This is a genomic window from Streptomyces sp. 71268 (genome assembly GCF_029392895.1).
Lineage (GTDB): Bacteria > Actinomycetota > Actinomycetes > Streptomycetales > Streptomycetaceae > Streptomyces.
This window is the reverse complement of the sequence record NZ_CP114200.1, coordinates 3,617,629-3,641,635: the sequence shown is the minus strand read 5'-3', so window position 1 is coordinate 3,641,635 and position 24,007 is coordinate 3,617,629. Positions and strand designations below refer to the sequence as shown.

The window sequence follows — 24,007 nt, the reverse complement described above, 5'->3', positions numbered from 1 at the left end:
TACGTTCATGCTCCAAGGAGTCAACGGTGCATGCCGTGGCACGGGGGCCTGGGGGGAGACACGTGACGTTCGATCAGGAATGGGCGGAACTCAAGGGGGAGGCGTCGACCCGGTTGCGGTTGGCGAGCGCCGACGGGCCGGGCGGAGGCGAGGCCCAGGGGCGGTTGCGGCAGTCCAAGCGCGCCTGGAGCCAGGCGTCTGAGGGCGTACGGGCCGTGCGCGGTGACCTGCGTACGGCGGTGAGCGGACTCTCCGAGGGGCAGCGCGGCACCGGCAGCGGTGACGCTGGCGTGACGGGTCTGCTCAGCGCGACGGCACAGCGCAGCGTCTTCCAGTCGTGGAAACGCAAGGTCGAACTCATGCAGCGGGAGTGCGACGACGTGCAGGGGAAAATGGAGAAGGCCGCCCAGTCGTACTACCGCACCGACGACGCGGTCAAAGACGCGTTCAAGAGCCGGGACGCCGCTCCGGACGGCCAGCCCGGGGTCGGCCGGCCCACGCCGGGCGAAGGGGGCCAGTCCCGGTGGTGACGTTCGACCAGCTCAGGGACTTACGCCCGGCTGAACTGGAGGACGCGGCCGACGGATGGCACCGCCTCAGCAGCGCGGCGGGCGCGGCCAAGGGGCGCGTGACGGACGAGATCGCCACGCGGTTACAGCTCGCCGTGACGGGGGAGGGCGTGGACGCCGCCGTCGAGCGGTTGCACGAGCTCGCGCGGAGCTGCCACCACGCCCAGGTGGAGACCGGGCTGATCCGTACGGCCCTCAACGGCCTGGCCGGCGAGCTGCGTTCCGCGCAGCAGAAGCTGGCCGACGCCGTGGCGGACGCCGAGGCCGAACAGTTCACCGTGGAGTCGGACGGTTCGGTGCACTGGGTCGACAAGGACCCGGCGGCGCCCCTCGCGCCCCACCAGAGCGTGCGGGGCAGCAGGCCCAGCGTGGTCATCGGATCGGACCCGGACCCCAAGCGGGCCAAGGCACAGGAGTACGTCGACCGCATCGGAACCGCGCTCAGGGAGGCCACCGAGGCGGACGCCCGGTACGCACGGGCGCTGGGCCGGCTGCACGCCGACAGCGACCTGAACGTCTCCGACGCGGAGTGGGTGGACGCCCAGCGGGACATGGCCGCGGTGCGCGGCGCGGCCGATCACGTAACCGCGGGGGACATTCCGAAGGACAAGTCCCCCAAGGAGAACGCGGATTGGTGGAAGGGCCTCTCGCAGGACGAGCAGGCGGACTACATCGCGCTCCACCCGGCCAGCGTCGGCGCCCTGGACGGCCTCCCGGCCACGGTCCGCGACGAGGCCAACCGCGCGGTCCTCGCCGAGAAGCGCGCCGACTACCAGACGCAGCTCAACGCGATACCTCCGGAGCCGATCAAGATCCAGCCCGGCCGGGTGGGCAGCCCCATCGCGACCAGGACGGCCGAGTGGATCGCCTGGGACAAGAAGTGGGGCGACAAGAGGTCCCAACTCGAAGCGTCACTCAAGGGGATGGGGGACATCCAGAACCGTTTCGCGCGCAACGATCTGGGGCCAGAAGACGACCGCTTCCCGCGCGCCTACCTGCTGGCCTTCTCCTCGGAGGGCCGGGGGCGCGCCGTCATCGCCAACGGCAACCCGGACACCGCCGACCACACGGCGGTGTACGTGCCGGGTACGGATGCTGGCTTGGGGAACTTCGCGCACGACATCAAACGCATGACGAACCTGTGGGTCGCCGCCGATTCCACAGCAGACGGGAAGAGCGTGTCCACGATCACCTGGCTCGGCTACGATGCGCCCCAGGGTGTCAAACAAGCCGCCTATTCGAAGTACGCGGATCACGGCGCTTCGGACCTGAATAGATTCGTCGACGGCATCCACGCATCACGTGCGACGGATTCCCCCGGGCATCTCACCGTCGCGGGTCACAGCTACGGCAGTACGCTGACCGGCACCGCTGCCCGCCAGGGCGACCTCCATGCGGACGACGTCATCCTGACCGGCAGTCCGGGCGTGCGAGTGGGGCGGGCGACGGACCTGGATGTGCCCGAGGGGCACGTCTGGAACGAGGAGGCGCAGGGGGACTGGATTCCCGAGGCCGGACGCGTAGCGCATGGGCACAAGGAATACCACTGGGATTCGGGACTCGACTCCGTCATACCGAGCGACGACCGTTTCGGCGCGCATCAGATGCGGACAGACACCGATGGGCATAGCGGCTACTGGGACGAGGATTCCGAGAGCTTGAAGAACCAGGCACGGGTTGTCGTCGGAGAGTACAGCCGAGTCAAAAAGGAAACTTGGTGAAGGCGTCGCGTCGGGTGTCACGTCATACGGCTCGTCCAGTACTTACCTTCATGGCTGCGGTACTTGCTCTGGTGATTGGAGTTTCGGGGTGCTCGGGAATGAATGAAGAAGAGCCTGCTGTGAAGAGCACAGATGACGTGAAGGTTCGGTCAAATGCCTTGTCGCGCGGTCTGCTAAGGATTGTGGACCTGCGGGGCGACCTGAGGCCGCCGGGAAATGTGGTGGGGCTGTGCGGCGACCGTGATGCGGACAAGTTCTACCGCATCAACAACTTCTGGTCACTTGCGGGACCATCAGCGACCGAGTCGCATAGCGCAATGGATCGGCTCGTGGCCGAGATGCCAAAGCACGGATGGGAGATCGCCGAACACGGACGGGAGGAAACTGAAGCCAGGGACCGCTATCTCAAGGGAAACAACAAGCTGGATAAGTTTTCCGTTTATGTAGCGCTACTCGAACCGGCGCCCAACTCCCAGTTGGAAAGGCCCCTTCTCTCGGTAAGCCTCACCTCCGCCTGCTACCAGGTCCCCGACGGGGAGGAGACGGGCTACTGACCCCCCACACACCACCGCCCCGCCTCCCACGCGGTCGCGTGGCAGACGGGGCGGCGGGGCGGGCCAGGCCGGAGCGGGGCCGGGCCCGGAGGGTCAGAGGCGTTCCGGGGTGCGGATGCCGAGGAGGGCCATGCCCTGGTGAAGGGTGCGGGCGGTGAGGTCGCACAGGAAGAGGCGGTTCTCTACCTGGGCGGGGGTCTCGGCCTTCAGGACCGGGCACTCCGAGTAGAACGTGGTGTAGTGCGAGGCCAGTTGGTAGAGGTAGGCGGCGAGCTTGTGCGGCTCGTACGCCTCCGCCACCTCGGCCAGCGTCTCCGCGAACTGGTCCAGGTGCAGGCCGAGCGCGCGCTCGGCGGGGGCGAGGGTCAGCTCCGGGTGGGCGGCGGGGCGGGTGTCGCCGGCCTTGCGGAGGATGGACTGGATACGGGCGTACGCGTACTGGAGGTAGACGCTCGTGTCGCCGTTGAGCGAGACCATCTGGTCCAGGTCGAACTTGTAGTCCCGGGCGGCCGACGTGGACAGGTCCGCGTACTTGATCGCGCCGATGCCGACCTGGGCCGCGCGCTCGGCGATCTCCTCCTCGGTGAGGTCCTGGGCCTTCTCGCGGACCACGACCGCCGCCCGGTCGACCGCCTCGTCGAGCAGGTCGACCAGCCGTACGGTCTCGCCCTCCCGGGTCTTGAACGGCTTGCCGTCCTTGCCGAGCACCGTGCCGAACGCCAACTGCACCGCCCGCACGTCCTCGCCCAGCCAGCCGGCCCGGCGCGCGGTCTCGAAGACCATCCGGAAGTGCAGCGACTGCCGGGCGTCCACGACGTACAGCAGCGTGTTCGCCTTGAGGCTGTGGACGCGGTCGCGGATGGCCGACAGGTCGGTGGCCGCGTAGCCGTAACCGCCGTTGGACTTCTTCACGATCAGCGGGGTCGGCTTGCCGTCCGGGCCCTTGAACTCGTCGAAGAACACGCACAGCGCGCCTTCCGAGCGGACCGCGACGCCCGACTCCTCAAGGAGCCGGCAGGTCTCGTCGAGCATGTCGTTGTAGCCGGACTCGCCGACCACGTCCGGGTCCCGGATCTCCATGTCGAGCTTGTCGAAGACGGAGTAGAAGTAGATCTTCGACTCGTCCACGAAGCGCTGCCACAGCGCGAGCGTCTCCTCGTCACCCGACTGCAGGGCCACGACCCGGTCCCGGGACCTGGCCTTGAACTCCTCGTCGGAGTCGAACAGCACCCGCGACGCCTTGTAGAGCCGGTTCAGGTTGGACATCGCCTCCTCGCCGGAGACCTCGCCGTCGCCACCGTGGTCGAGCTCGTGCGGGTGCTCGATCAGGTACTGGATGAGCATGCCGAACTGGGTGCCCCAGTCGCCGATGTGGTGCCGGCGGACCACCTGCTCGCCCGAGAACTCCAGGATGCGCACCACGGCGTCGCCGATCACGGCCGAGCGCAGGTGGCCGACGTGCATCTCCTTGGCCACGTTGGGCTGCGCGTAGTCGATCACGGTGGTGCCCGGGTGCTCCGCGTACGGGACGCCGAGCCGGGCGTCGGCGGCGCGGGCGGCCAGCGTGCGCCCGATGGCCTGGTCGCTGATGGTGATGTTGAGGAAGCCGGGCCCGGAGACCTCGACCTCCCGGACCACGTCGTCCGCGGGGCGCTCGGTGCCCTCGGCGGTGCCCTCGAGCACGCCCACGACCTGGGCCGCCAGCTCGCGCGGGTTGCCCTTCAGCTTCTTCGCGAGGGCGAGCAGCCCGTTGGCCTGGAAGTCGGCCCGGTCGCTTCGTCGCAGCAGCGGGTCGACGGAACCGACCTCCGGCAGGGCTGCCGAGAGGGCGTTCGCGACGCGCTGGTGGACCGTAGCGGCAAGGGAAGGGACCGAGGCCATAACAGGGGTGCCATTCCTTTAGAGGTGCGAAGGGTCAGTCAAGTATTCCACGCCGGGGCCGCTCGGTTTTCTGTTAAACCGCGCTCCGGTCCGTGGCGGTGGGTGGCGAAGCGCCCCGGGGGCGCCGGGCGACCCCGGGTCCGACCCCCGCCGTCTGGGAGAATGGTCACCGCCAGGACCGCAAGGAAGGAAGTGCCGACCGTGGCTCAGAGCATCGAGGCCGACTGGGTCTCCCGTTTCGCTGACGAGGTCATTGCCGAGGCGGAGCGTCGCGCCCCGGGCAAACCCGTCGTCTGCGCCTCGGGCCTCAGCCCCTCCGGCCCGATCCACCTCGGCAACCTGCGGGAGGTCATGACCCCGCACCTGGTGGCGGACGAGATCCGGCGCCGCGGCCACGCGGTGCGCCACCTGATCTCGTGGGACGACTACGACCGGTTCCGCAAGGTGCCCGCGGGCGTACCCGGCGTGGACGAGTCGTGGGCCGAGCACATCGGCCGCCCGCTCACCGCCGTCCCGGCCCCGGCCGGCTCCCCGCACCCGAACTGGGCCGAGCACTTCAAGGCCGCGATGGCCGACGCGCTGGCCGAGCTGGGCGTGGAGTACGACGGGATCAGCCAGACCGAGCAGTACACCTCGGGCGTCTACCGCGACCAGGTGCTGCACGCCATGAAGCACCGTGGGGACATCGACGCGATCCTCGCGCAGTACCGCACGAAGAAGGCGCCGCCGAAGAAGTCGCAGAAGCCGGTGGACGAGGCGGAGCTGGAGGCCGCCGAGGGCTCCGGCGCCGCGGCCGAGGACGACGGGGCCACCACGGCCGGGTACTTCCCGTACAAGCCGTACTGCGGGGACTGCGGCAAGGACCTGACCACCGTCACGGCGTACGACGACGAGACCACCGAGCTGACGTACACCTGCTCGGCGTGTGGCTTCGGCGAGACCGTGCGGCTGAGCGAGTTCCACCGCGGCAAGCTGGTCTGGAAGGTGGACTGGCCGATGCGGTGGGCGTACGAGAGCGTCGTCTTCGAGCCCTCGGGCGTCGACCACTCGTCGCCCGGCTCGTCGTTCCAGGTCGGCGGGCAGATCGTGGGCATCTTCGGCGGCGAGCAGCCGATCGGGCCGATGTACGCGTTCGTCGGCATCTCCGGGATGGCCAAGATGTCCTCCTCGCGTGGCGGCGTGCCGACCCCGGCCGACGCGCTGCGGATCATGGAGGCACCGCTGCTGCGCTGGCTGTACGCGCGCCGCAGGCCCAACCAGTCCTTCAAGATCGCCTTCGACCAGGAGATCCAGCGGCTGTACGACGAGTGGGACAAGCTGGAGGCCAAGGTGGCGGACGGTACGGCGCTGCCGGCCGACGCCGCCGCGCACTCCCGCGCGGCCCGCACGGCGGCCGGCGAGCTGCCGCGCACGCCGCGCCCGTTGCCGTACCGCACGCTCGCCTCGGTCGTGGACGTCACGGCGGGCGCCGAGGACCAGACCCTGCGCATCCTCAGCGAACTGGACCCGGCCAACCCGATCGCCAGCCTGGACGAGGTGCGACCCCGGCTCGACCGCGCCGAGAGCTGGATCTCCACGCACGTCCCGGCCGACCAGCGCACCCTCGTCCGCGACGAGCCGGACAAGGAACTGCTCGGCTCGCTGGACGAGCAGGGCCGCGAGTCGCTGCGGCTGCTGCTCGACGGCCTCGACACGCACTGGTCGCTCGACGGCCTGACCACCCTGGTCTACGGCGTGCCCAAGGTGCAGGCCGGCCTGGAACCGGACGCGAAGCCGACGCCGGAGCTGAAGGTGGCCCAGCGGACGTTCTTCGCCCTGCTGTACCGGCTGCTGGTCAGCCGCGACACGGGCCCGCGACTGCCGACGCTGCTGCTCGCCGTGGGCGCGGACCGGGTGCGTCGCCTGCTGGGCGCGTAGCGGCCGGCCACCGGCTGGGGTTCCGGGTCGTCCCGGCTGGCCCGGCGGGTCCGACCGGGGCCGGGCGGCTCGCACAGGTGAGCGCGGGGCGGCGGCCCGTGGGGTTTCCCACGGGCCGCCGCCCCGCGTCCGTTCGGCCTGTTGCCCTGTCCGGCCTGCCGGCCTGCCGGTCTGTCGGCCTGTTGGCCTGTTGGCCTGTCGGCCTGTTGGTCGGTGGGGGCCGAGGTCAGCCCGTGGCCGGGGTGTGGGGGAGTGGGGCGGGCGGGTACTGCACCCTTCGGCTGACCTCGGCTTCGGCCGCCGGGAGGACGCGGGGGCGGGGGTGGGCCGGGGACGCTTGGGCCATGCGAGAGATTGTGGGCATCGTCGGAATAGTCGTCGCCATCCAAGGCACGCTCGGTGTGGTCGGGCGCGTCGTCGGCGAGAAGCCGTGGGGCGTACTCCAGCAGTGGTTCGACATCCCGTCCGGTGGCTATGTGGCCCTCGTCGTGGTCGGCCTCGTGCTCGCCGCGTGGGGCGAGTCCGGGCGCGCCTCCCGCAAACGGGCCTGAACCCGGGCCCGGGCCGCCGGGGCTCAGGCCCCGGCCCCAAGGGAGCCGGGGTCGCGGGCAGCCGGGGGGCTACGGGATGTGCTCGGTCTCCATCTCCATGCGGTAGCGCTCGCGCAGCTCGCGGATCTCGCGGCGGAGGCCGTGGGCGGGCATCGGGCCGCCGCCCACGCCGGCGATGCCGTAGTGGTCGAGCAGGTAGCGGCTGAACTGGCGGGAGTCGGGGAACGCCCCGTGCTCCGTCACGAACCGCCGGAAGGCCCCGTAGAACGCCTCGTCGCGCGGCACGTCCTCGGGCAGCGTGGAGAGTTCGGGCAGCGCTGACAGCGCGATCTCCTGCGTGGCGTCCGGCGGGAACTCGGGGGCCTGGGCCGGGCGCCGCCCGTCGCGCTGGTCGCGGGCCGCCGCGTCCCGCGCCCGGTCGCCGGCGCCGTCCGGACGCCGCCCGTCGCCCGCGCGCTGCTGGTCGTGCGGGTGGCCGGACTGCTGGCCGGGCTGCTGGCGCTGGTCGGGGTGGCGGTCGTCGGGGTGGCGGTCGTCGTACGGGGCGGGGCGCTCGGCGCGCCGCGCGGCGGCGGCCTGCGCGGCGGCGACGGCCTGGGGATCGGCGCTGGCCTGCGGGTCGGCGGTGTACGGCCGCTCGTCCGCATACCCGCCCGCCACGGCCGGGTAGCCCACGTACTGGGCGTTGCCCAGCGCGCGGCGCCGTCCGCCGGAGCCGACCGGGACCGTCACGGGCCCACCGTCGGGCCCGACGCCCTCCGCGGCCACGCCCGCCTCCGGGCCGCCGGCACCGCCACCCGCTTCCCGCCCCGGCTCGGTCGCCGGGCTGGCGGCCGCTGCCTCGCGACCCGCTCCGGCCTCCGGGCGCGCGCCGGCCTCCGGGTGAGCCCCGGCGTGCGCCGCGCGCGGGGCGGGGATGGTGGCGGACGGCTGCGCCGCCGAGGGCGCGCCCGTGGCCTGCGCGGCGCGCGCGACCTCACCGGCGCCCGTGGCCTGCGGCGCGGCGGGGGCCTGCGGCGCGGCCGCCGCCCGCGACCCGTTCGCCCTGTCCGTACCGTTCGCCGGGCCGGCCGCGCCGCTCTCGTTCTTACGCGTGCTCACACCGTTGACCGGGCCAGGGCCAGGGCCCGTCGCCTTCGCCGCACCCCCGTGCCGCGCGTCCGGCGCCCCCTGGGCGTCCGGTGCGTCCTGCGCCGCCGGCGCGTCCTGCCCCGCCCGCGCGTCCCGCGTCGCCTGGGCGGCGTGGGCCGCGTGCGCCTCGTCCGATGCCTTCGGCGCCTTCGACGCGTCGGCTGCCGGCGCTAACGCCGCGGGCGCCGTGGCCCCCGAGGTGCGCCCGCGCTGGCCCGCGCCGCCGGCCGTGGCCGCGCCGGCGTCGGCCTTGGCGGCGGCGTCGGCGCGCTCCACGGTGCCCGCCGCCTCGATGGCGGCGACCGGCTCCGCCGCGCCGCTGATCGCCTCGCCCGTGGCCAGCGCCATCTCCGGCGGGATGACGATCCCGGCGGCGGCGAGCCCGGCCGGGGCCGTCTGCGAGATGGGGACGCCGTAGCGGGCCAGCCGCAGCGGCATCAGGGACTCCACGGGTGCCTTGCGGCGCCAGGCCCGGCCGAAGCGGGCGCGCAACCGGGCGCGGTAGACCAGGCGGTCCTGCTCCAGCCGGATGACCTCGTTGTACGAGCGCAGTTCCCACAGCTTCATCCGGCGCCACAGCCGGAAGGTGGGGACGGGGGCGAGCAGCCAGCGGGCGACGCGGACCGACTCCATGTGCCGGTCGGCGGTGATGTCCGCGATGCGGCCGATGGCGTGCCGGGCGGCCTCGACGGCGACGACGAACAGGACGGGGATGACCGCGTGCATCCCGACGCCCAGCGGGTCGGGCCAGGCGGCGGCGCCGTTGAAGGCGATGGTGGCGGCGGTCAGCAGCCACGCCGTCTGCCGCAGCAGCGGGAACGGGATGCGAATCCACGTCAGCAGCAGGTCGAGGGCGAGCAGGACGACGATTCCGGCGTCGATGCCGATCGGGAAGACGTTGGCGAAGCTGCCGAACCCCTTGTCCTGCGCGAGGTCACGGACCGCGGCGTAGGAACCCACGAACCCGATCGCGGCGATCACCGCCGCACCGGCGATGATCACCCCGATAAGTATTCGGTGTGTGCGCGTCAATTGCATCGCGGCCACCCGCGATCCCTCCCCGCCCTCGGCAACTAGCGCGCCAAGCCTGGCATACGCGTCAAGCCAGGAGTGCGACCAGGGCCGAACAGACGTACGGAGGCGCCCCGTTCCGCTTCCTTATCGCCCGCGTCCACCCCGTATGAGACCCGCGTGGTCACGCGCCCGGTCAGCACGCTTCCACCCCTGACCGCGCACGCCGGAACCCGGCCTCGTCCCCCTGCGGCACGGGGACGAGGCGGGGCGGGGTGGGCCCCGGTGCCGGCGTACCGGGGCGGGCATGGCGCGACCACCCGCCCGGCGGCCGGGCGCGCGGTGCCTGGCCCACACCCACACCGGAACCCGCGCCCGCCCGCGGGAACGCGCCGGCGGCCGGCCTCCCGGCTCGCGGAGGTCAGTTGCCCGCCGGGCGCGCGCCCTTGCCCGCGTCGGCCTTGTCGCCGTTCTTCGCGTCGTCGGCCTTCTCGTCGGCCTCGTCGGCCTTGTCATCGGTCTTTCCGTCGCCGGTGTCGCCGCCCGTGGCGCCCTCGTCGGGGGCCACGGCGCCGTTCGCGTCGGCGACCTTGAGCACCACCTCCTTGGTGGCCTTCTGGGCGCCCTTCGCCAGGTCCTCGGGCTTCGGCGGCTTCGCGTCCTCGTAGCCGGCGCCGCGGTACTCGACCGTGACGACCACGTTGGCCGTGCGGGAGACGACGGTCTCGTTCTTGAACTCGTCGCCGTCCTTCTTCGTGGTCGTCGCCACGGTCTGCGCCTCGTCGCCGATACCGCTGGTCGCACCGGTCTTGGCGCCCTTGGCGCCGTCGGCCGTGCCGGCCTTCTCGACCTGCTGCTTGGCGTACGCGGCGGCGCGCTTGTCACCCGTGCCGAGGCCGACATCGGAGGGGAAGAGCTTCAGCGAGACGGTGAGCTGGCGGTACTGGAACCCGTCGAGGCCGGACCACAGGCAGCTCGCGGACTCGTTGATGTTGGCCGAGGGCAGCGTCTTGCCCTTCTCGTCCTTCGCGTGCGGGACGAGGTCGCCCACCATCTTCTTCGGCAGCGTCTTGCAGACCTCGGGGAGCTTGGCGAACTTCGCGGGGGCCACGGTCGGCGACGGGCTGGTGGTGGCCGACTTCGACGCGTCGTCCTTCGGGTCCTTGTCACCCGAGTCGGACGAGCAGCCTGCGACGAGCATCGCCGGTACGGCTGCGCAGGCGAGCATTCGGGCGAGTCTCGGTGCTGTTCGGGGCATGGTCCTTCGCTCATTCTCTGTCGGTGGGCGGCCGTCCCGCCGCGTGACTCGTTCGGCACGGTACGCGGTCGCGGTGTCCGGTCGGCCGAACCGTGACGGTACTCGCCGGGCTAGTCGCCGAAGTGCCCGGGGAGCTTGCGGGCCAGGTCCTGGGCCTTGTCCTGTAGCTCGGCGCTGCTGGGCACGTGCCGTGGGTCGGTGGACCACTGGTCGTACTCGAGCGTGACGATGACGTTCGAGGATCGGAAGACGATCGTGATGTCGCGGTGGACGCCGGAGTCGCCGGTGCTGAACTCGTCGTTCAGGAACGCCTCGTCGCCGATCCCGTCGAGTCGCCGGGGGGACAGGTCGACCGCCTCCTCGCCCGCGTCCCCTTCCTCACCCTCGTCGCCCTGCCCGTCACCCTGTTCGTCGCCCGACTCGCCACCGTCGCCCTGCTCCTCGCCGCCCGGGGTCGCGCTGGCGCCGGGGGCGGAGGGGGTGGCGGGTGTCTGGGCGGGGGGCGTGGGCGAGTCGGCGGCGTCCTGGTCGGAGCCTGCGGCGGGCTTCTCGGCCGGTTCGGTGTCCGCCGCGGGGGCCACGACGGCGTCCTCGCGCACCCGGTCGGCCCGCAGCTCCGCCGTACCGGCCGCGCCCGTGGTGCCCGCCGGGTCGGCCGGCCCCGCCGGGTCGGCGGGGCTGACGTCATGGGCGCGGGTGAGCCCGGCGCGGACGGCACCGCCACGAACGCCGTCACCGTCACCGTCGTCGTCGCCAACACCGCTGCCGCCGTCGACCGTGGAGGCCAGGCGCCAGGAGGCCACGTCCGCCGTGCGCTCCGGGTCCGTACGGGGGTCGCCGTCCGGGGCGTCGCCCGAGCCCCGCACGATCTCCGGCCCGTCCTCTTCCGCGTCTCCGTCCGCGCCCTCGTCTTCGCCGCGCGGCGACGCGCCGCCCGTCCCGCCGGGCTCGGACGCCCCGGGCGCCGGCGTCTCGGTGCCCGTCCCGCCGGGTCCGCTCTGGCCGGGGCTCGGGCTCGCGGTCTCCAGCGGGATCTTCGCCGCCGCCGCCTTCTTCGCGTACGCGGCGGCGGCCCGGTCGTCGTCGCCCTCCTGCGGGTCGTAGGAGACGATGCGCTCGAAGTCGAGCGTCAGGTGCCGGGAGCCCTCCGGGGTCGTCAGCTTCCAGCGGCAGCCGACGCGCCGGTCGGTGTCGTACGTGACGGCCGGCTGGCCCTCGAACACCGTCTTCTGGGTCGCCTCGTCCTGGTCCTCAAGGCCGGGCAGCAGGGAGCGCAGGCTGTCCCCGCCGACCGTGCCGCAGGGCTCGGGAAGGGTGCGGAACTTGCCCGGCCGGACGTTGGCCGTGGAGCTGTAACCCCCGGTCTTGCCGTCGTCGGCGCCTTGGGCGCTGGTCTCGCCGCTGCATCCGGCGAGCCCCGTGACGAGCACGGCGGCGGTCAGCGCGGTGCCTGGAACGTACGGCCTTCGCTGCACTGTCCGCGGCTCCCTTCCCCGGAAAACTGGTTGCCGCGCCAGGGCGGCCGATGGAGACAATGTTTACCTCAACCGCTAGCGCGTTCGCCGGTTCGCGGCCATGAATGTGACGCCAGGTCCGGCTTTTGACTTTTCTGTCTTTTTTCTGTCTTTCGCGGGGGAATGGAGTATGTCGTGACGTACACAGAGGTATCGGGCGCCCACGTGCCGATTCGCATGTGGGCTGACCCTGCCACCGTGGAGGGCGTCGCGATGCAGCAGCTTCGCAACGTCGCGACGCTCCCGTGGATCAAGGGCCTGGCCGTCATGCCCGACGTGCACTACGGCAAGGGGGCCACGGTCGGCTCCGTCATCGCCATGCGGGGCGCGGTGTGCCCGGCGGCGGTCGGGGTGGACATCGGCTGCGGCATGAGTGCCGTCAGGACGTCGCTGACCGACCGCGACCTGCCGGACGACCTGTCGCGGCTGCGCTCCAAGATCGAGCAGGCCATCCCGGTGGGCCGGGGCATGCACGACGCGCCGGTGGAGCCGGGGAAGCTGTACGGGCTGCCGACGGCGGGCTGGGACGACTTCTGGTCCCGGTTCGACGACGTGGCCGACGCGGTGAAGTTCCGCCAGGAGCGGGCGACCAAGCAGATGGGGACGCTCGGCGGCGGCAACCACTTCGTGGAGGTCTGCGTGGACGGCGAGGGCGCGGTGTGGCTGATGCTGCACTCGGGCTCCCGCAACATCGGCAAGGAGCTCGCCGAGTACCACATCGGCGAGGCCCAGAAGCTGCCGCACAACCAGGGGCTGGTCGACCGTGACCTGGCCGTCTTCGTCTCGGACACCCCGCAGATGGCGGCGTACCGCAACGACCTGTTCTGGGCGCAGGAGTACGCCAAGCACAACCGGTCGATCATGATGGCGCTCCTCCAGGAGGTGCTGCGGCGCGAGTTCCGCAAGGCCAGGGTCACCTTCGACGACGTCATCTCCTGCCACCACAACTACGTCAGCGAGGAGCGCTACGACGGCATGGACCTGCTGGTCACCCGCAAGGGCGCGATCCGGGCCGGCGCGGGTGAGTACGGCATCATCCCGGGCTCGATGGGCACCGGCTCGTACATCGTGAAGGGCCTCGGCAACGCCGCGTCCTTCAACTCGGCCTCGCACGGCGCGGGCCGGAAGATGAGCCGCAACGCCGCGAAGAAGCGCTTCTCGACGCGGGACCTGGAGGAGCAGACGCGCGGCGTGGAGTGCCGGAAGGACTCCGGCGTGGTGGACGAGATCCCGGGCGCGTACAAGCCGATCGAGAAGGTCATCGACCAGCAGCGGGACCTGGTCGAGGTGGTGGCCAAGCTGAAGCAGGTCGTCTGCGTGAAGGGCTGACGGCCCGTGGCCCGCGTGTCCGCGCCTCCGCTCGTGACGGCGTGACGGCGTGGCGGCGTGGCGGCGTGACGGGGGCGCGGGCCCGGGCGTCGGGGTGCCGGGCCTGCTGGTCGCCGGCCTCGGTGCCCGGCCCCCGTCGGCGGTCAGCCTCACGCGCCGTGCATGATGTGGCCGCATGAACGGGCCGCACCCCCTGCTGACGTACTTCCTCGACGCCGCCGACGGGCGCTTCCCCCCAGCGGACGGGCAGGTGACGGTCCTGCCGCCGCTGGCGCACGGGCTGGAGTGCTCGGCCGCCTTCACCGCGCACGCCGTCGTCGCCACCGCTCTGCCCGCCGCCGAGGTCCACGCCCAGGGGCCCGACGGTTACGGCGGCTCCATGGCGCCCGACTTCCTGCGCCACCTGGCCGGCCCGAAGGGGTGGGTCGGGGTGACGGACGCCGTACTCGTCGCGCGCGGGCTCCCCGGCCCACCCCGGCTGCCCCCACGCCTGGACGCCGACGACCATCCGCGCGTCCGCTACGCCAGGGAACTCCGTACCGACGTCGCCGTCCACGGCGACGAACGCGGCCTCGTCACGTTGGCGCGCGGGCTGGCCGGCCGCCGCGAGCTGAGCATCGAACTCGACAGCCCGGACAGCCCCAGCGCGGGAGCGGGCCGCTCTCTCCTGCGCGCCGCGCTCACCCTCGTTCCCGCTGGTGAGCCGGTGTTCGCCGCCGTCTCCCCAGGCAACGCGCGCTCCCTCCGGGCGTTCCTCGCCGTGGGGTTCACACCGATCGGCAGCGAGGCCATCCTCCGGCCCGGACGGCCGGGGTGAGACGGGCGGCGGGGCCGCCCCCAGGCAGCGCCGCGCCCGCCCCCGTTCCCGTACGCGACGCCTTCGGCTCGTTCCGCCCCCGCTGGGCCCAGGCCAGCGGGGGCGGAACGCTGTGCGGGGGCCGGACGGTGGCCGGGCCGTGCTGAGCGGGCGCGCCGACGGGGCGGCCCGGGCCGTGGACCGGCGAGCGGCGGTAGCCACCTTTTTGTGGGTACTAGGCGGCGGGCCGCGTACGGGGGAACCTGGTGGCACGGCCGGACGGCCGGACGGTCGAAGCCGGCGGTCGTACGGCCGTGAGGCCGGCCGTTGCCACGGAGGCGAGAAGGTGTGATGGGTTGATGGCTTGACGGGTCAGGAGACCGCGTGTTCGTCAGCGGACTGTTGCGCGGCGAGGATGTCCAGCCGGCGGTGGCCCCAGTCGGAGACCGGTGCCAGGGCCTTGGAGAGGTCCCTGCCGAACTCCGTCAGGGTGTACACCGTCTTGAGCGGCAGGACGTCGTGCACCTCGCGGTGGACCAGGCCGTCGGTCTCCATCTCGCGTAGCGCCTGAGTCAGCACCTTCTCGGACAGCCCTGGCAGCTTCCGACGCAACTCGCCCGGTCGACGCGGACCGGTTTCGAGTGCCCAGAGCAAGGCCGTCTTCCACTTGCCGTCGATCACCGCGATCGCGGCGGTCACCCCGCACACGTTCGGGTCCTGCGCCCGCATGCGTGCCATCGCCACCACCTTCCTCATCGAGATCTCTCATCCTGCACGGGAGCTGAAGCATGTCTGCACACACCCCCTCCACCCCCCAGTCTGCCGTCACGGTGATCGGTCTCGGCCCGATGGGGCGGGCTCTGGCCGGCGCCTTCCTGGCGGCCGGGGTGGCCACGACGGTCTGGAACCGCACGCCGGGCCGGGACCAGGAGCTGGTCGAACGCGGCGCGGTCGGCGCCGGGTCCGCCGAAGAGGCGGTCGCGGCGAGCCCGTTGGTCGTCGTGTGCGTGGTCAACTACGACGCTGCGGACTCCGTGCTGCGCCGCCCCGAGGTCACGGCCGCGCTCAAGGGCCGCGCCCTGGTCAACCTCTCGGCCGACGTCCCCGACCGGGCTCGGGAGGCCGCGACGTGGGCGGCCGAGCACGGCGTCGACTACCTCGAAGGCGCGATCATGACGCCGGCCCCCACCATCGGCACGCCGGACGCCGTGTTCCTGCACAGCGGCCCGCAGGAGCTGTACGGCGAGCACAAGCCGGTCCTGGACGCGCTGGGCGGCACCCACACCCACCTCGGCGAGGACATCGGCCGGGCGGCCGCGTTCGACATCGCCCTGCTCGACATCTGGTGGACCGCGATGACCGGCTACACGCACGCCCTGGCCATCGCCCGGGCCGAGGGCATCAGCGGCCAGGAACTGGCGCCGTTCGCCAAGGGCATCGCGGCCATCCTGCCGCCGGCCTTCGACGAGGCCGCCGCCGAGGTCGACAACGGCACCTTCACCGCCAAGATCAACCCGCTCACGTCGGCCGCGTCGACGATGACCCACATCGTCCACGCCTCCGAGGCGCACGGCATCGACGCGAGCGTCATGCGCGCGGCGGAGGGCCTGACCCGCCGGGCCATCGGCCTGGGCCACGGCGGCGACGAGCTGTCCCGTCTGGCGGAGTTGATGGGTCGCCACGTCTGAGCGGTGGCGCCGGCCCCCGCGCGGCCACGGGCCGCCCCGTCCGCGCGGGGGCCGGCGGCCGAGGGCTCAGGAGCAGTAGCTCTCCAGGGTTCCCCGGCGCCGGATGTCGAGTGTCGCGCAGTGGAACGAGCCGCCGAACGGCGCGTAGTGGAGCAGGTCGCACGGGACGGGCTCGAAGCCCCAGCGCTCCAGGGCGCGCAGCATGCCGGTGTGGTGCCGCTCGGCGATCACCCGCTTCTCGTCGAGCATGAGGACGTTCATGCTGAGCCACTTGCCGCACAGCGAGGTCGTCCGCAACAGGGGCTCGCGCAGCGGGTCGGGCTCGGGGGCGACCAGCACGTCCCACGAGCGCAGGGCGTCGGGCAGCCGGTCGACGTTCACGTACTCCGGGTTGACCAGCACCCTGCCCGGCGCGAGCGGCAGGAACGTGGTGTCGATGTGCATCGGCGTGCGGCAGCGGCTCTCCACCTCGTGGACGCGGTAGCCGGGGCCGAGGTGGCGGCGCAGCCAGTCGATGCCCATCCGGTTGGTGACGTTGCTGCGGGTGACGAACAGGTCGCGGCCGGCGCGTACGAAGTCAGCCGCGTCGAAGACCGGTTCGAACTCGGTCAGGATGTAGCGCATCGGCTCGCCGGGGCCCGGCGGCCGGAAGCCCTCCTCGTACAGCGCGTCGGTGAGCTGTGGTCTCGGCGCCGCCGTCCAGCGCGCGCCGCGCCGGAAGTAGTCCTTCAGAAGCGTGCGGTACGAGTGTGTCTCGAAGTACCGGCACGGCCAGGCCATCGGGGTCTCGATGATCTCGTCGCCGACCACGAGCATGCTGTCGCGCGGGCAGGTGTTGCAGAAGCCGCGTGAGGTCCAGTCGGGGGTGCCGAAGCGCCTCCGGTGCTCGACCGGGTCCGGCCGCCTGACCGTGACGCCGAGGGACTCCAGGAGGGCGACGAACTGGTCGAGCTCGTGCCGCGCCGGCTCGATCAGCGCGCGCGGGTACCGGCGGCCGGCGGCGAGCCCCTGGAGGCGGGCCGCCCAGGGCGGGACGTTGCAGCTCACCACGGGGTGCCTGGACGGGATCGTCGCGCCGTCCAGGCGCCCGACGACGATCTCCTCCAGCGGGTCCCACTCGTTGTGCGAGCTGACCGGCGAGGCCAGGGGCCCGGCGGCGCCGCCAGCCGCGCCCGGGGGCGCCGCGCTCACCCGGGCCCCACGCGCGGGGCGGGGACGCCGCTGGCCGCCACTCTCGTCGCGTCGAACACCCACACCACCACCATCGTGTCGACGTTGTCGATCGAGGAAACGATAACTCGGGGTGAGGCGGGAGTTTCGTAGGGTGAGCGTGGTGGGCGGCCGTTGGAGTGGCCGCGCGGGGTGGCGCCCTCGGCCGTGCCCCGGGGTGGAGCGGTGCGGAGCGGGCTGGGGCACCTCGCGCGAGATGAGGCGTGCGGTCACGGAATTCGCCTCGCCGATCAGCGGTTGGTAACCGTCGAAGCCCCGTACGCGCCCGGCGTGCCCCCACGTGCGGACGCGGCAAGCGACGAACGGAGTCCGCCAGCCATGGACGGACGAGCGAAGGAGACGCACTGTGACCTCGGACCAGCGACCCGCCCTGGCGGCTGGCGATTACACCCTGGGCACTGACCTCCCGGTCACCCGCCTCGGCTTTGGCTCGATGCAACTGACCGGGCCGGGTGTCTGGGGCGAACCGAAGGACCCGGACGAGGCCGTACGGGTGCTGCGCCGGGCGGTGGAACTCGGCGTGGACTTCATCGACACGGCCGACTCCTACGGCCCCGCGGTCGCCGAACCGCTCATCAAGCGCGCCCTGCACCCGTACCCGGACGGCCTGGTCATCGCGACCAAGGCCGGCCTCACCCGCACCGGGCCCGACCAGTGGGTCCCGGTCGGCCGGCCCGAATACCTGCGCCAGCAGGTGGAGTTGAGCCTGCGCTTCCTCGGCGTGGACCGGATCGACCTGCTCCAGTTGCACCGGATCGACCCCAAGGTGCCCCTCGCGGACCAGGTCGGGGCGTTGAAGGAGTTGCGGGACGAGGGGAAGATCCGGCACATCGGGCTCTCCGAGGTGTCCATAGCGGACGTCGAGGAGGCGGCGAAGGTGGCGCCGATCGTCTCCGTGCAGAACCTGTTCAACCTGGCCGACCGCACGGCCGAGCCGCTGCTCGACTACGCCACCGAGCACGGCATCGGCTTCATCCCGTGGTACCCGCTGGCCACCGGGCGGCTGGCGCAGGACGACGGCCCGCTGGCCGCGCTGGCCGAGCAGCGCGGCGTGAGCCCGTCGCAACTTGCCCTGGCCTGGCTGCTCAAGCGCTCGCCGGCGATGCTGCCGATCCCGGGCACCTCGTCCGTGGCCCACCTGGACGAGAACGTGCGCGCCGCCACCATCGAACTCTCCGACGACGAGTTCGACGCGCTGTCCCGGGCCGTCTAGCACGTAGGTGCGCCAGTGCGCGCGTGTGTTGGCGCGTACGTGTGCGTGTGCGTGCGTGCGTTGGTGCGTGCGCGCTCGCGTGTACGCCCGCCCGCGCGCCACGCGCCCCGTGTCGCCGGGCGCCACCCCGCACCACGCGCCGACCGCCTCCGCCCGCGTCGCAGCGGGCGGAGGCGGTGGTCACCGGACCGGGGCGCGGGCCTGAGCGGTGGGGCGAACCGCCCGTATCAACTCTCCCGGTGCACCTTGTAGTTGGACGCCTGGGCGCGCGGGCGGACGACGAGCAGGTCGATGTTGACGTGGCTGGGCCGGGTGACGGCCCACTCGATGGTGTCGGCGACGTCGTCCGCCGTCAGCGGCTCGGCGACGCCCGCGTACACGGCTGCGGCCTTCTCCAGGTCGCCCTTGAAGCGCGTGCTGGCGAACTCCTCGGTCTTCACCATGCCCGGCGCGACCTCGATGACCCGGATCGGGGTGCCGCACAGTTCCAGCCGCAGCGTCTCGGCCAGCACGTGCGCGCCGTGCTTGGCCGCCACGTACCCGCCGCCGCCCTCGTACGTCGCGAGCCCGGCCGTGGACGACACGACGACGACGGTGCCCGCGCCCGAGCCGCCCGACTCCGTCGCGGCCCGCCGGCCCGTCGCGGTCAGGGCCGGGAGCAGGGCCTGGGTGAGGTGGAGGGTGCCGAGCACGTTGGTCTCGTACATGGTGCGCCAGTCCTCCGGGTCGGCCGTGGCCACCGGGTCCGCGCCCAGCGCCCCGCCCGCGTTGTTCACCAGGACGTCCACGGAGGGGTAGTCTTCGAGCGTGGCGGCGAAGGCGTCCACGGCCTCGCGGTCGGTGACGTCCAGCGGGTACGCGACGGCCTGCCGCCCGGCCGCCGTCAGCTCGGCGGCCAGCGCCTCGATCCGGTCGGCGCGGCGGGCGGTGAGGATGACCCGGTAGCCGGCGGCGGCCAACCGGCGCGCGGTCGCGGCCCCGATGCCGCTGCTCGCGCCCGTGATGACGGCGGTGGGTGCGGTCACGGAAACCTCCTGGATGCGGCGGTCATGATCTCCGTACGCAGGATATGCCGAGCATCTGATCGGCCCTGTCGGCCCTGTCGGCCGTGGCGTGCGGAGCGGTGCGTGGCGTGCGGAGCGGTGCGTGGCGGTCCGGGCTCAGCCGCCGCGCGGCGCGTACATGATGATCCCGACGCCGACCAGGCAGGTCAGCGCGCCGACGACGTCGTACCGGTCCGGGCGGTAGCCGTCGGCCACCACGCCCCAGGCGAGCGAGCCCGCGACGAAGACCCCGCCGTACGCGGCCAGAATGCGCCCGAACTCGGCGTCCGGCTGGAGCGTCGCGACGAAGCCGTACGCCCCCAGCGCCATCACCCCGGCCCCGATCCACAGCCACCCCCGGTGCTCCCGCACGCCCTGCCAGACCAGCCAGGCGCCGCCGATCTCCAAGAGGGCGGCGAGGACGAACAGGGCGATGGACCGGGCGACGAGCATGCCGGCAGCGTACGACGGCCAACCGGGCCGACGGATCGCCAGCGGGCCGCCAGCCGACGGATCGCCAGCGGGCCGGCAGTGGGTCGCCAGCCGACGGGCCGCCAGCGGGACGCCAGCCGACGGGCCGGCAGCGGGATCGCGGGGGGCCGGGCGCGGAGCCGGTTCGGCCTAGACCGGTAATGGGATCGTGATATTCACGTTCCGGCCATGCTCCGCTTCGCGCCATGTTCGCGCCCGCTCAGAGGGCGTTGTTTCGCTGCTCGGGCCCGACTTCCCCCGCCGGCCCGCGCGGCCCGTCCGCCGTGCGGCCCGTACCGACGAACAGGAGCCCTGCCGTGAAACGCACCGTAGTGTCCGCCGCCGCCGTTCTCACCGCCGCCGTCGGCCTCGCCGCCGCGGCCCTCGTCCCCGCCGGCGCCGCGCCCGGTGGCCACGAGGCCAGAGACCGGCACAGAGACGTGACCTTCGACGTCGTCAGCGACGTCCAGGGGGACACGGCCGACCTCGGCCGGGCCCTCGACCAGATGAAGGGGTTGCCCGGCAAGAGCAGCGCCCTGGTCGTCAACGGCGACATCACCAACCGTGGTTACCCGCACGAGTACCAGGAGGTGCGCAAGACGCTGGACGCGCACCCGCACCCGAAGAAGACGTACTTCACCATCGGCAACCACGAGTTCTACGTGCCGAAGTACTGCGACGCGTCCAAGCTCTGTCAGGACACCTGGCCCAACGGGACCAAGGAAAGCGAACTCTTCCAGAACTTCTACGACTTCACCGGACTCGACAAGGTCTATTACGAGCGCGTCGTGGACGGCGTGCCGATGCTGATGCTCGGCACCGAGAAGTACATGAAGTACCACGACGCCAAGAAGTGGGACGAGGTGTGGATGAGCGAGGAGCAGTTGGCCTGGCTCGACGCGCGCCTTCGGTACTGGGAGCGCAAGGGTAAGCCGGTGATGGTCTTCTCGCACCACGTGCTGCCCGACACCGTCTCCGGCACCCGCAACAAGATGTACGGCGGCGACTACCTCCAGGCCGACCGGCTGCTGGGCATTCTCGGCAAGTACAAGGACGCGGTGCTGTTCACCTCGCACACGCACTGGAGCCTGGGCCTGTCCGACTGGGCCGTGCGCAAGGTCGTGCCCGGCACCGGCAACCTGGAGGGCTTCACGGTCGTGAACACCGGCGCCGTCCAGACCTCGTTCATCGACGACGGCAAGGGCGGCGAGACGTCGATGTCCGGCAAGGAGAACACCGGGCTGCGCGTGCGGGTGGGCAAGAAGGAGGTCGTCCTCAAGGCCCGCGACTACCTGCGCAACCAGTGGATCAAGGAACTGCGCATCCCGCTCCACCGGGGCCGCTGACCCCCGACGGGCCCCGCGCGCCTCGCGCCGCCCTCCGTGCCCTCCGTGGGCGCGGAGGGCGGCGGCGCGCCAGGGTGAACGCGGGAGCGAACGCGAGGCGATCGCGGGGCCAACGCGGGGGTGAGCGCGAGGCGATCACGCCACCAGCACGGGAGCAACGCGGCGGCGAACGCGGGAGCCAACGCGGCGGCGAACGCGGGCGGCCAAGGAAACACCGCTCGAAAAAACGGCGGAGAGTTGTGCGGAATCCCGCGCGGGTAACCCGGCTTGCCCCAGGGTAGTGCTGTGGCGGTCGGTAAGGCGGCACGGTGGAGGTGACGAGCATTTTATTCGAACGAATAAGCGCTTCACCCTGTCTTCGCACAAACGTGCCCATCGGGCGTGCCGCCCGCGCCACCGCGAGTTCCGCACACCCCCATGAGTTTGAGCGAAAGGCGGGCCAGAATGGCGCAGCCATTTGAATTGCCGGACTTCTACATGCCCTATCCGGCACGGCTGAACCCGCATGTCGAGACGGCCCGGGAACACTCCAGCCAGTGGGCCCGGGAAATGGACATGTTGGAGGGTTCCGGGATCTGGGACCAGAGCGATCTGGACGCCCACGACTACGCCCTGCTCTGCGCCTACACCCACCCCGACACCTCGGCCGAAGCCCTTTCGCTGGTCACCGACTGGTACGTGTGGGTCTTCTTCTTCGACGACTACTTCCTGGACAAGTTCAAGCGCACCCAGGACCGCGAGGCCGGCAAGGCGCACCTGGCCCGGCTGCCCGCCTTCATGCCGATGGACCTGGCCACGCCCATGCCCGAGCCGGAGAACCCGGTCGAGGCCGGCCTCGCCGACCTGTGGCGGCGCACCGTCCCCAGCATGTCGATGGAGTGGCGGGCCCGCTTCGCCGAGAGCACCGAGAACCTGCTCAACGAGTCGCTGTGGGAGCTGTCCAACATCAACGCCGGCCGGGTCTCCAACCCGGTGGAGTACATCGAGATGCGCCGCAAGGTCGGCGGCGCGCCCTGGTCGTCGGGGCTGGTGGAGTACGCGGTGGGCGCCGAGGTCCCGGCCAGGGTCGCCGCGTCGCGCCCGCTGCGTGTGCTGCGGGACGCCTTCTCGGACGGCGTGCACCTGCGCAACGACCTCTTCTCGTACCAGCGCGAGATCGAGGAGGAGGGCGAGCTGAGCAACGGCGTCCTCGTCCTGGAGCGGTTCCTCGACTGCACCACGCAGGAGGCCGCGGACGCCGTCAACGACCTGCTCACCTCCCGCCTCCAGCAGTTCGAGAACACCACCCTGCTCGAACTCCCCCAACTCTTCGCCGACCAGGGCCTGAGCCCGCGGGAGTGCGCCGACGTGCTGCTGTACGTCAAGGGGCTCCAGGACTGGCAGTCCGGCGGGCACGAGTGGCACATGCGCTCCAGCCGCTACATGAACGGCGGCGGGGCCGACGCGCCCGCCGGCCTCACGCCGTGGGGCCCGTTCGTGCTCACCGGGCTCGGCACCGAGTCGGCGAACATCAAGTCGCTGATCGCCCTCACCGGGGCCAAGCGGCTGCGCTCGTACAGCCACGTGCCGTTCACCAAGGTCGGCCCGTCCCGCATCCCCGACCTCAACCCGCCCTTCCCGCTCCAGCTCAGCCCGCACCTGGAGGGTTCGCGCCGGCACGTCATCGACTGGGCGCACCGGATGGGCATCCTGGAGGCCCAGCCGGGCGTGCCCAACTCGGACGTGTGGAACGAGGAGTTGCTGGCCGGCTACGACCTCGCCCTGTGCTCGGCCGGCCTGGACCCGGACGCCACGCCGGAGGAGCTGGACCTCAGCGCGTGCTGGCTGGCCTGGGGCACGTACGGCGACGACTACTACCCCGTCGTCTTCGGCGCCCCGCGCGACCTGGCCGGCGCCAAGCGGTGCACGGCGCGGCTGTCCGCCTGCATGCCGCTGGACGACTCGACGCCGCCGGAGCCGGTGAACGCCCTCGAACGCGGCCTCATCGACCTCTGGTCCCGCACCGCGGGCCCGATGGACCCCGCCGACCGCGCCAAGTTCCGCGCGGCGATCGAGAACATGACGGCGAGCTGGCTGTGGGAGCTGGAGAACCAGTTCCACAACCGCGTGCCGGACCCCATCGACTACATCGAAATGCGCCGCCACACCTTCGGCTCCGACCTGACCATGAGCCTGTGCCGGCTGCGGCACAGCAAGCAGGTGCCGCCGGCGGTATACGAGAGCGGCCCGATGCGCTCCCTGGAGAGCGCGGTCTCCGACTACGCGACGCTGCTCAACGACGTCTTCTCGTACCAGAAGGAGATCGAGTACGAGGGTGAGATCCACAACGGCGTGCTGGTCGTGCAGAAGTTCTTCGATATCGACTACCCGACGGCCCTGCGCCTGGTGCACGAGCTGATGGAGTCCAGGCTGAGCCAGTTCCTGCACGTCGCGGAGCACGAACTGCCTGTCCTGTACGACGACTTCGAGCTGTCGGCGGAGGCGCGGCACGAGGTCGACACGTACGTGGCCGAGTTGAAGGACTGGATCGCCGGCATCCTCAACTGGCACCGCGAGTGCGTCCGCTACAAGGAGGCCGACCTGCGCCGCAACTTCGCCCCGAGGACGGACTGGGTCGCGGGCGGCCCGACGGGGTTGGGCACGTCGGCGGCCCGCGTGCGGTTGCCGGCGTCAGCGTCGGCTTCGGCTTCGGGGGCGTGGTTGCCTACGGCGTCGTGAGCTGACGCGGGCCGGCCGGGCGCCTGGCCTTCGCGTTGGGGTGGGCGCCTGGCTCGCGCCCTCCCG

The 24,007-nt window shown here is 72.1% G+C and carries 19 protein-coding genes; 11 read left to right on the top strand and 8 right to left on the bottom strand.

Annotation, left to right across the window (positions count from 1 at the left end; genetic code table 11):
* Window positions 1-62: 62 nt before the first annotated feature.
* The 3 genes from OYE22_RS13850 (at window position 63) to OYE22_RS13840 (ending at window position 2,844) form a co-directional block, all read left to right on the top strand.
* Window positions 63-530: a hypothetical protein gene (locus tag OYE22_RS13850; RefSeq protein WP_277320689.1), complete on the top strand. Its 468-nt coding sequence runs from the start codon at window positions 63-65 to the stop codon at window positions 528-530.
* Entirely contained in the window at window positions 524-2,290 is a 1,767-nt protein-coding gene (locus OYE22_RS13845) for an alpha/beta hydrolase (protein WP_348652213.1), read from the top strand. The genes OYE22_RS13850 and OYE22_RS13845 overlap by 7 nt, the downstream gene beginning before the upstream one ends.
* Before the next feature lie 98 nt (window positions 2,291-2,388).
* Entirely contained in the window at window positions 2,389-2,844 is a 456-nt protein-coding gene (locus OYE22_RS13840; RefSeq protein WP_277320688.1) for a hypothetical protein, read from the top strand.
* A 93-nt stretch (window positions 2,845-2,937) separates the two neighbouring features.
* Here OYE22_RS13840 and argS read toward each other — a convergent pair whose 3' ends face one another.
* A complete protein-coding gene (gene argS / locus OYE22_RS13835; RefSeq protein ID WP_277320687.1) occupies window positions 2,938-4,725 on the bottom strand; it encodes an arginine--tRNA ligase in 1,788 nt (595 codons plus the stop codon).
* Between the two features lie 192 nt (window positions 4,726-4,917).
* On the opposite strand from argS, the gene lysS reads away from it, so the two are divergent.
* Together lysS and OYE22_RS13825 are read left to right on the top strand one after the other, a co-directional pair.
* Window positions 4,918-6,642 carry a lysine--tRNA ligase gene (gene lysS, locus OYE22_RS13830; RefSeq protein WP_277320686.1) on the top strand — a complete coding sequence of 575 codons (1,725 nt, stop codon included), beginning with the start codon at window positions 4,918-4,920 and terminating at the stop codon, window positions 6,640-6,642.
* A gap of 344 nt (window positions 6,643-6,986) precedes the next feature.
* Window positions 6,987-7,193 carry a hypothetical protein gene (locus OYE22_RS13825; protein WP_277320685.1) on the top strand — a complete coding sequence of 69 codons (207 nt, stop codon included), beginning with the start codon at window positions 6,987-6,989 and terminating at the stop codon, window positions 7,191-7,193.
* Window positions 7,194-7,262: 69 nt separating this feature from the next.
* Here the strand turns inward: OYE22_RS13825 and OYE22_RS13820 are convergent, their stop codons facing one another.
* The 3 genes from OYE22_RS13820 to OYE22_RS13810 all read right to left on the bottom strand — a co-directional run bounded on the left by OYE22_RS13820 (window position 7,263) and on the right by OYE22_RS13810 (window position 12,068).
* Window positions 7,263-9,362, bottom strand: coding sequence for a DUF2637 domain-containing protein (locus tag OYE22_RS13820; protein WP_277324126.1), 2,100 nt, complete (start codon window positions 9,360-9,362; stop codon window positions 7,263-7,265).
* A 394-nt stretch (window positions 9,363-9,756) separates the two neighbouring features.
* Window positions 9,757-10,563 carry a hypothetical protein gene (locus OYE22_RS13815; protein WP_277320684.1) on the bottom strand — a complete coding sequence of 269 codons (807 nt, stop codon included), beginning with the start codon at window positions 10,561-10,563 and terminating at the stop codon, window positions 9,757-9,759.
* 140 nt (window positions 10,564-10,703) lie between these two features.
* Window positions 10,704-12,068, bottom strand: a complete 1,365-nt coding sequence (locus tag OYE22_RS13810) for a hypothetical protein (protein WP_277320683.1) — start codon at window positions 12,066-12,068, stop codon at window positions 10,704-10,706.
* 174 nt (window positions 12,069-12,242) lie between these two features.
* Between OYE22_RS13810 and OYE22_RS13805 the strand changes: the two genes are divergently transcribed.
* Both OYE22_RS13805 and OYE22_RS13800 read left to right on the top strand, forming a co-directional pair.
* On the top strand, window positions 12,243-13,436 hold the full coding sequence (locus OYE22_RS13805; RefSeq protein ID WP_277320682.1) for an RtcB family protein: 1,194 nt from the start codon (window positions 12,243-12,245) through the stop codon (window positions 13,434-13,436).
* A 175-nt stretch (window positions 13,437-13,611) separates the two neighbouring features.
* On the top strand, window positions 13,612-14,253 hold the full coding sequence (locus OYE22_RS13800) for a hypothetical protein (protein WP_277320681.1): 642 nt from the start codon (window positions 13,612-13,614) through the stop codon (window positions 14,251-14,253).
* A gap of 351 nt (window positions 14,254-14,604) precedes the next feature.
* Here the strand turns inward: OYE22_RS13800 and OYE22_RS13795 are convergent, their stop codons facing one another.
* The gene (locus OYE22_RS13795; RefSeq protein ID WP_277320680.1) at window positions 14,605-14,970 is read right to left on the bottom strand and encodes a helix-turn-helix domain-containing protein; all 366 of its coding nucleotides are present in this window, start codon (window positions 14,968-14,970) and stop codon (window positions 14,605-14,607) included.
* Between the two features lie 50 nt (window positions 14,971-15,020).
* Here OYE22_RS13795 and OYE22_RS13790 point away from each other — a divergent pair, with 50 nt between their 5' ends.
* Complete coding sequence (locus OYE22_RS13790) at window positions 15,021-15,920, top strand: NAD(P)-binding domain-containing protein (RefSeq protein ID WP_277320679.1); 900 nt, start codon at window positions 15,021-15,023, stop codon at window positions 15,918-15,920.
* Between the two features lie 66 nt (window positions 15,921-15,986).
* On the opposite strand, the gene OYE22_RS13785 is transcribed toward OYE22_RS13790, so the two are convergent.
* Window positions 15,987-17,111, bottom strand: coding sequence for an amidinotransferase (locus tag OYE22_RS13785; protein ID WP_277320678.1), 1,125 nt, complete (start codon window positions 17,109-17,111; stop codon window positions 15,987-15,989).
* 385 nt (window positions 17,112-17,496) lie between these two features.
* Here OYE22_RS13785 and OYE22_RS13780 point away from each other — a divergent pair, with 385 nt between their 5' ends.
* The gene (locus OYE22_RS13780; protein WP_277320677.1) at window positions 17,497-18,363 is read left to right on the top strand and encodes an aldo/keto reductase; all 867 of its coding nucleotides are present in this window, start codon (window positions 17,497-17,499) and stop codon (window positions 18,361-18,363) included.
* Between the two features lie 227 nt (window positions 18,364-18,590).
* On the opposite strand, the gene OYE22_RS13775 is transcribed toward OYE22_RS13780, so the two are convergent.
* Window positions 18,591-19,388: an SDR family NAD(P)-dependent oxidoreductase gene (locus OYE22_RS13775; protein WP_277320676.1), complete on the bottom strand. Its 798-nt coding sequence runs from the start codon at window positions 19,386-19,388 to the stop codon at window positions 18,591-18,593.
* Window positions 19,389-19,523: 135 nt separating this feature from the next.
* The gene (locus tag OYE22_RS13770; protein WP_187063251.1) at window positions 19,524-19,859 is read right to left on the bottom strand and encodes a YnfA family protein; all 336 of its coding nucleotides are present in this window, start codon (window positions 19,857-19,859) and stop codon (window positions 19,524-19,526) included.
* A gap of 335 nt (window positions 19,860-20,194) precedes the next feature.
* Between OYE22_RS13770 and OYE22_RS13765 the strand changes: the two genes are divergently transcribed.
* Window positions 20,195-21,223: a DUF4073 domain-containing protein gene (locus OYE22_RS13765; protein WP_277320675.1), complete on the top strand. Its 1,029-nt coding sequence runs from the start codon at window positions 20,195-20,197 to the stop codon at window positions 21,221-21,223.
* A gap of 444 nt (window positions 21,224-21,667) precedes the next feature.
* A complete protein-coding gene (locus OYE22_RS13760; protein ID WP_277320674.1) occupies window positions 21,668-23,941 on the top strand; it encodes a family 2 encapsulin nanocompartment cargo protein terpene cyclase in 2,274 nt (757 codons plus the stop codon).
* Window positions 23,942-24,007 lie beyond the last annotated feature (66 nt).

Bases quoted from the DNA above. Each gene is read 5' to 3' on its own strand.
- OYE22_RS13770 (WP_187063251.1), bottom strand. From the start codon at position 19,859: ATGCTCGTCGCCCGGTCCATCGCCCTGTTCGTCCTCGCCGCCCTCTTG.
- OYE22_RS13790 (WP_277320679.1), top strand. From the start codon at position 15,021: ATGTCTGCACACACCCCCTCCACCCCCCAGTCTGCCGTCACGGTGATC.
- OYE22_RS13840 (WP_277320688.1), top strand. From the start codon at position 2,389: ATGAATGAAGAAGAGCCTGCTGTGAAGAGCACAGATGACGTGAAGGTT.
- OYE22_RS13760 (WP_277320674.1), top strand. From the start codon at position 21,668: ATGGCGCAGCCATTTGAATTGCCGGACTTCTACATGCCCTATCCGGCA.
- OYE22_RS13815 (WP_277320684.1), bottom strand. From the start codon at position 10,563: ATGCTCGCCTGCGCAGCCGTACCGGCGATGCTCGTCGCAGGCTGCTCG.
- OYE22_RS13795 (WP_277320680.1), bottom strand. From the start codon at position 14,970: ATGGCACGCATGCGGGCGCAGGACCCGAACGTGTGCGGGGTGACCGCC.
- OYE22_RS13800 (WP_277320681.1), top strand. From the start codon at position 13,612: ATGAACGGGCCGCACCCCCTGCTGACGTACTTCCTCGACGCCGCCGAC.
- OYE22_RS13825 (WP_277320685.1), top strand. From the start codon at position 6,987: ATGCGAGAGATTGTGGGCATCGTCGGAATAGTCGTCGCCATCCAAGGC.
- argS (WP_277320687.1), bottom strand. From the start codon at position 4,725: ATGGCCTCGGTCCCTTCCCTTGCCGCTACGGTCCACCAGCGCGTCGCG.
- OYE22_RS13820 (WP_277324126.1), bottom strand. From the start codon at position 9,362: ATGCAATTGACGCGCACACACCGAATACTTATCGGGGTGATCATCGCC.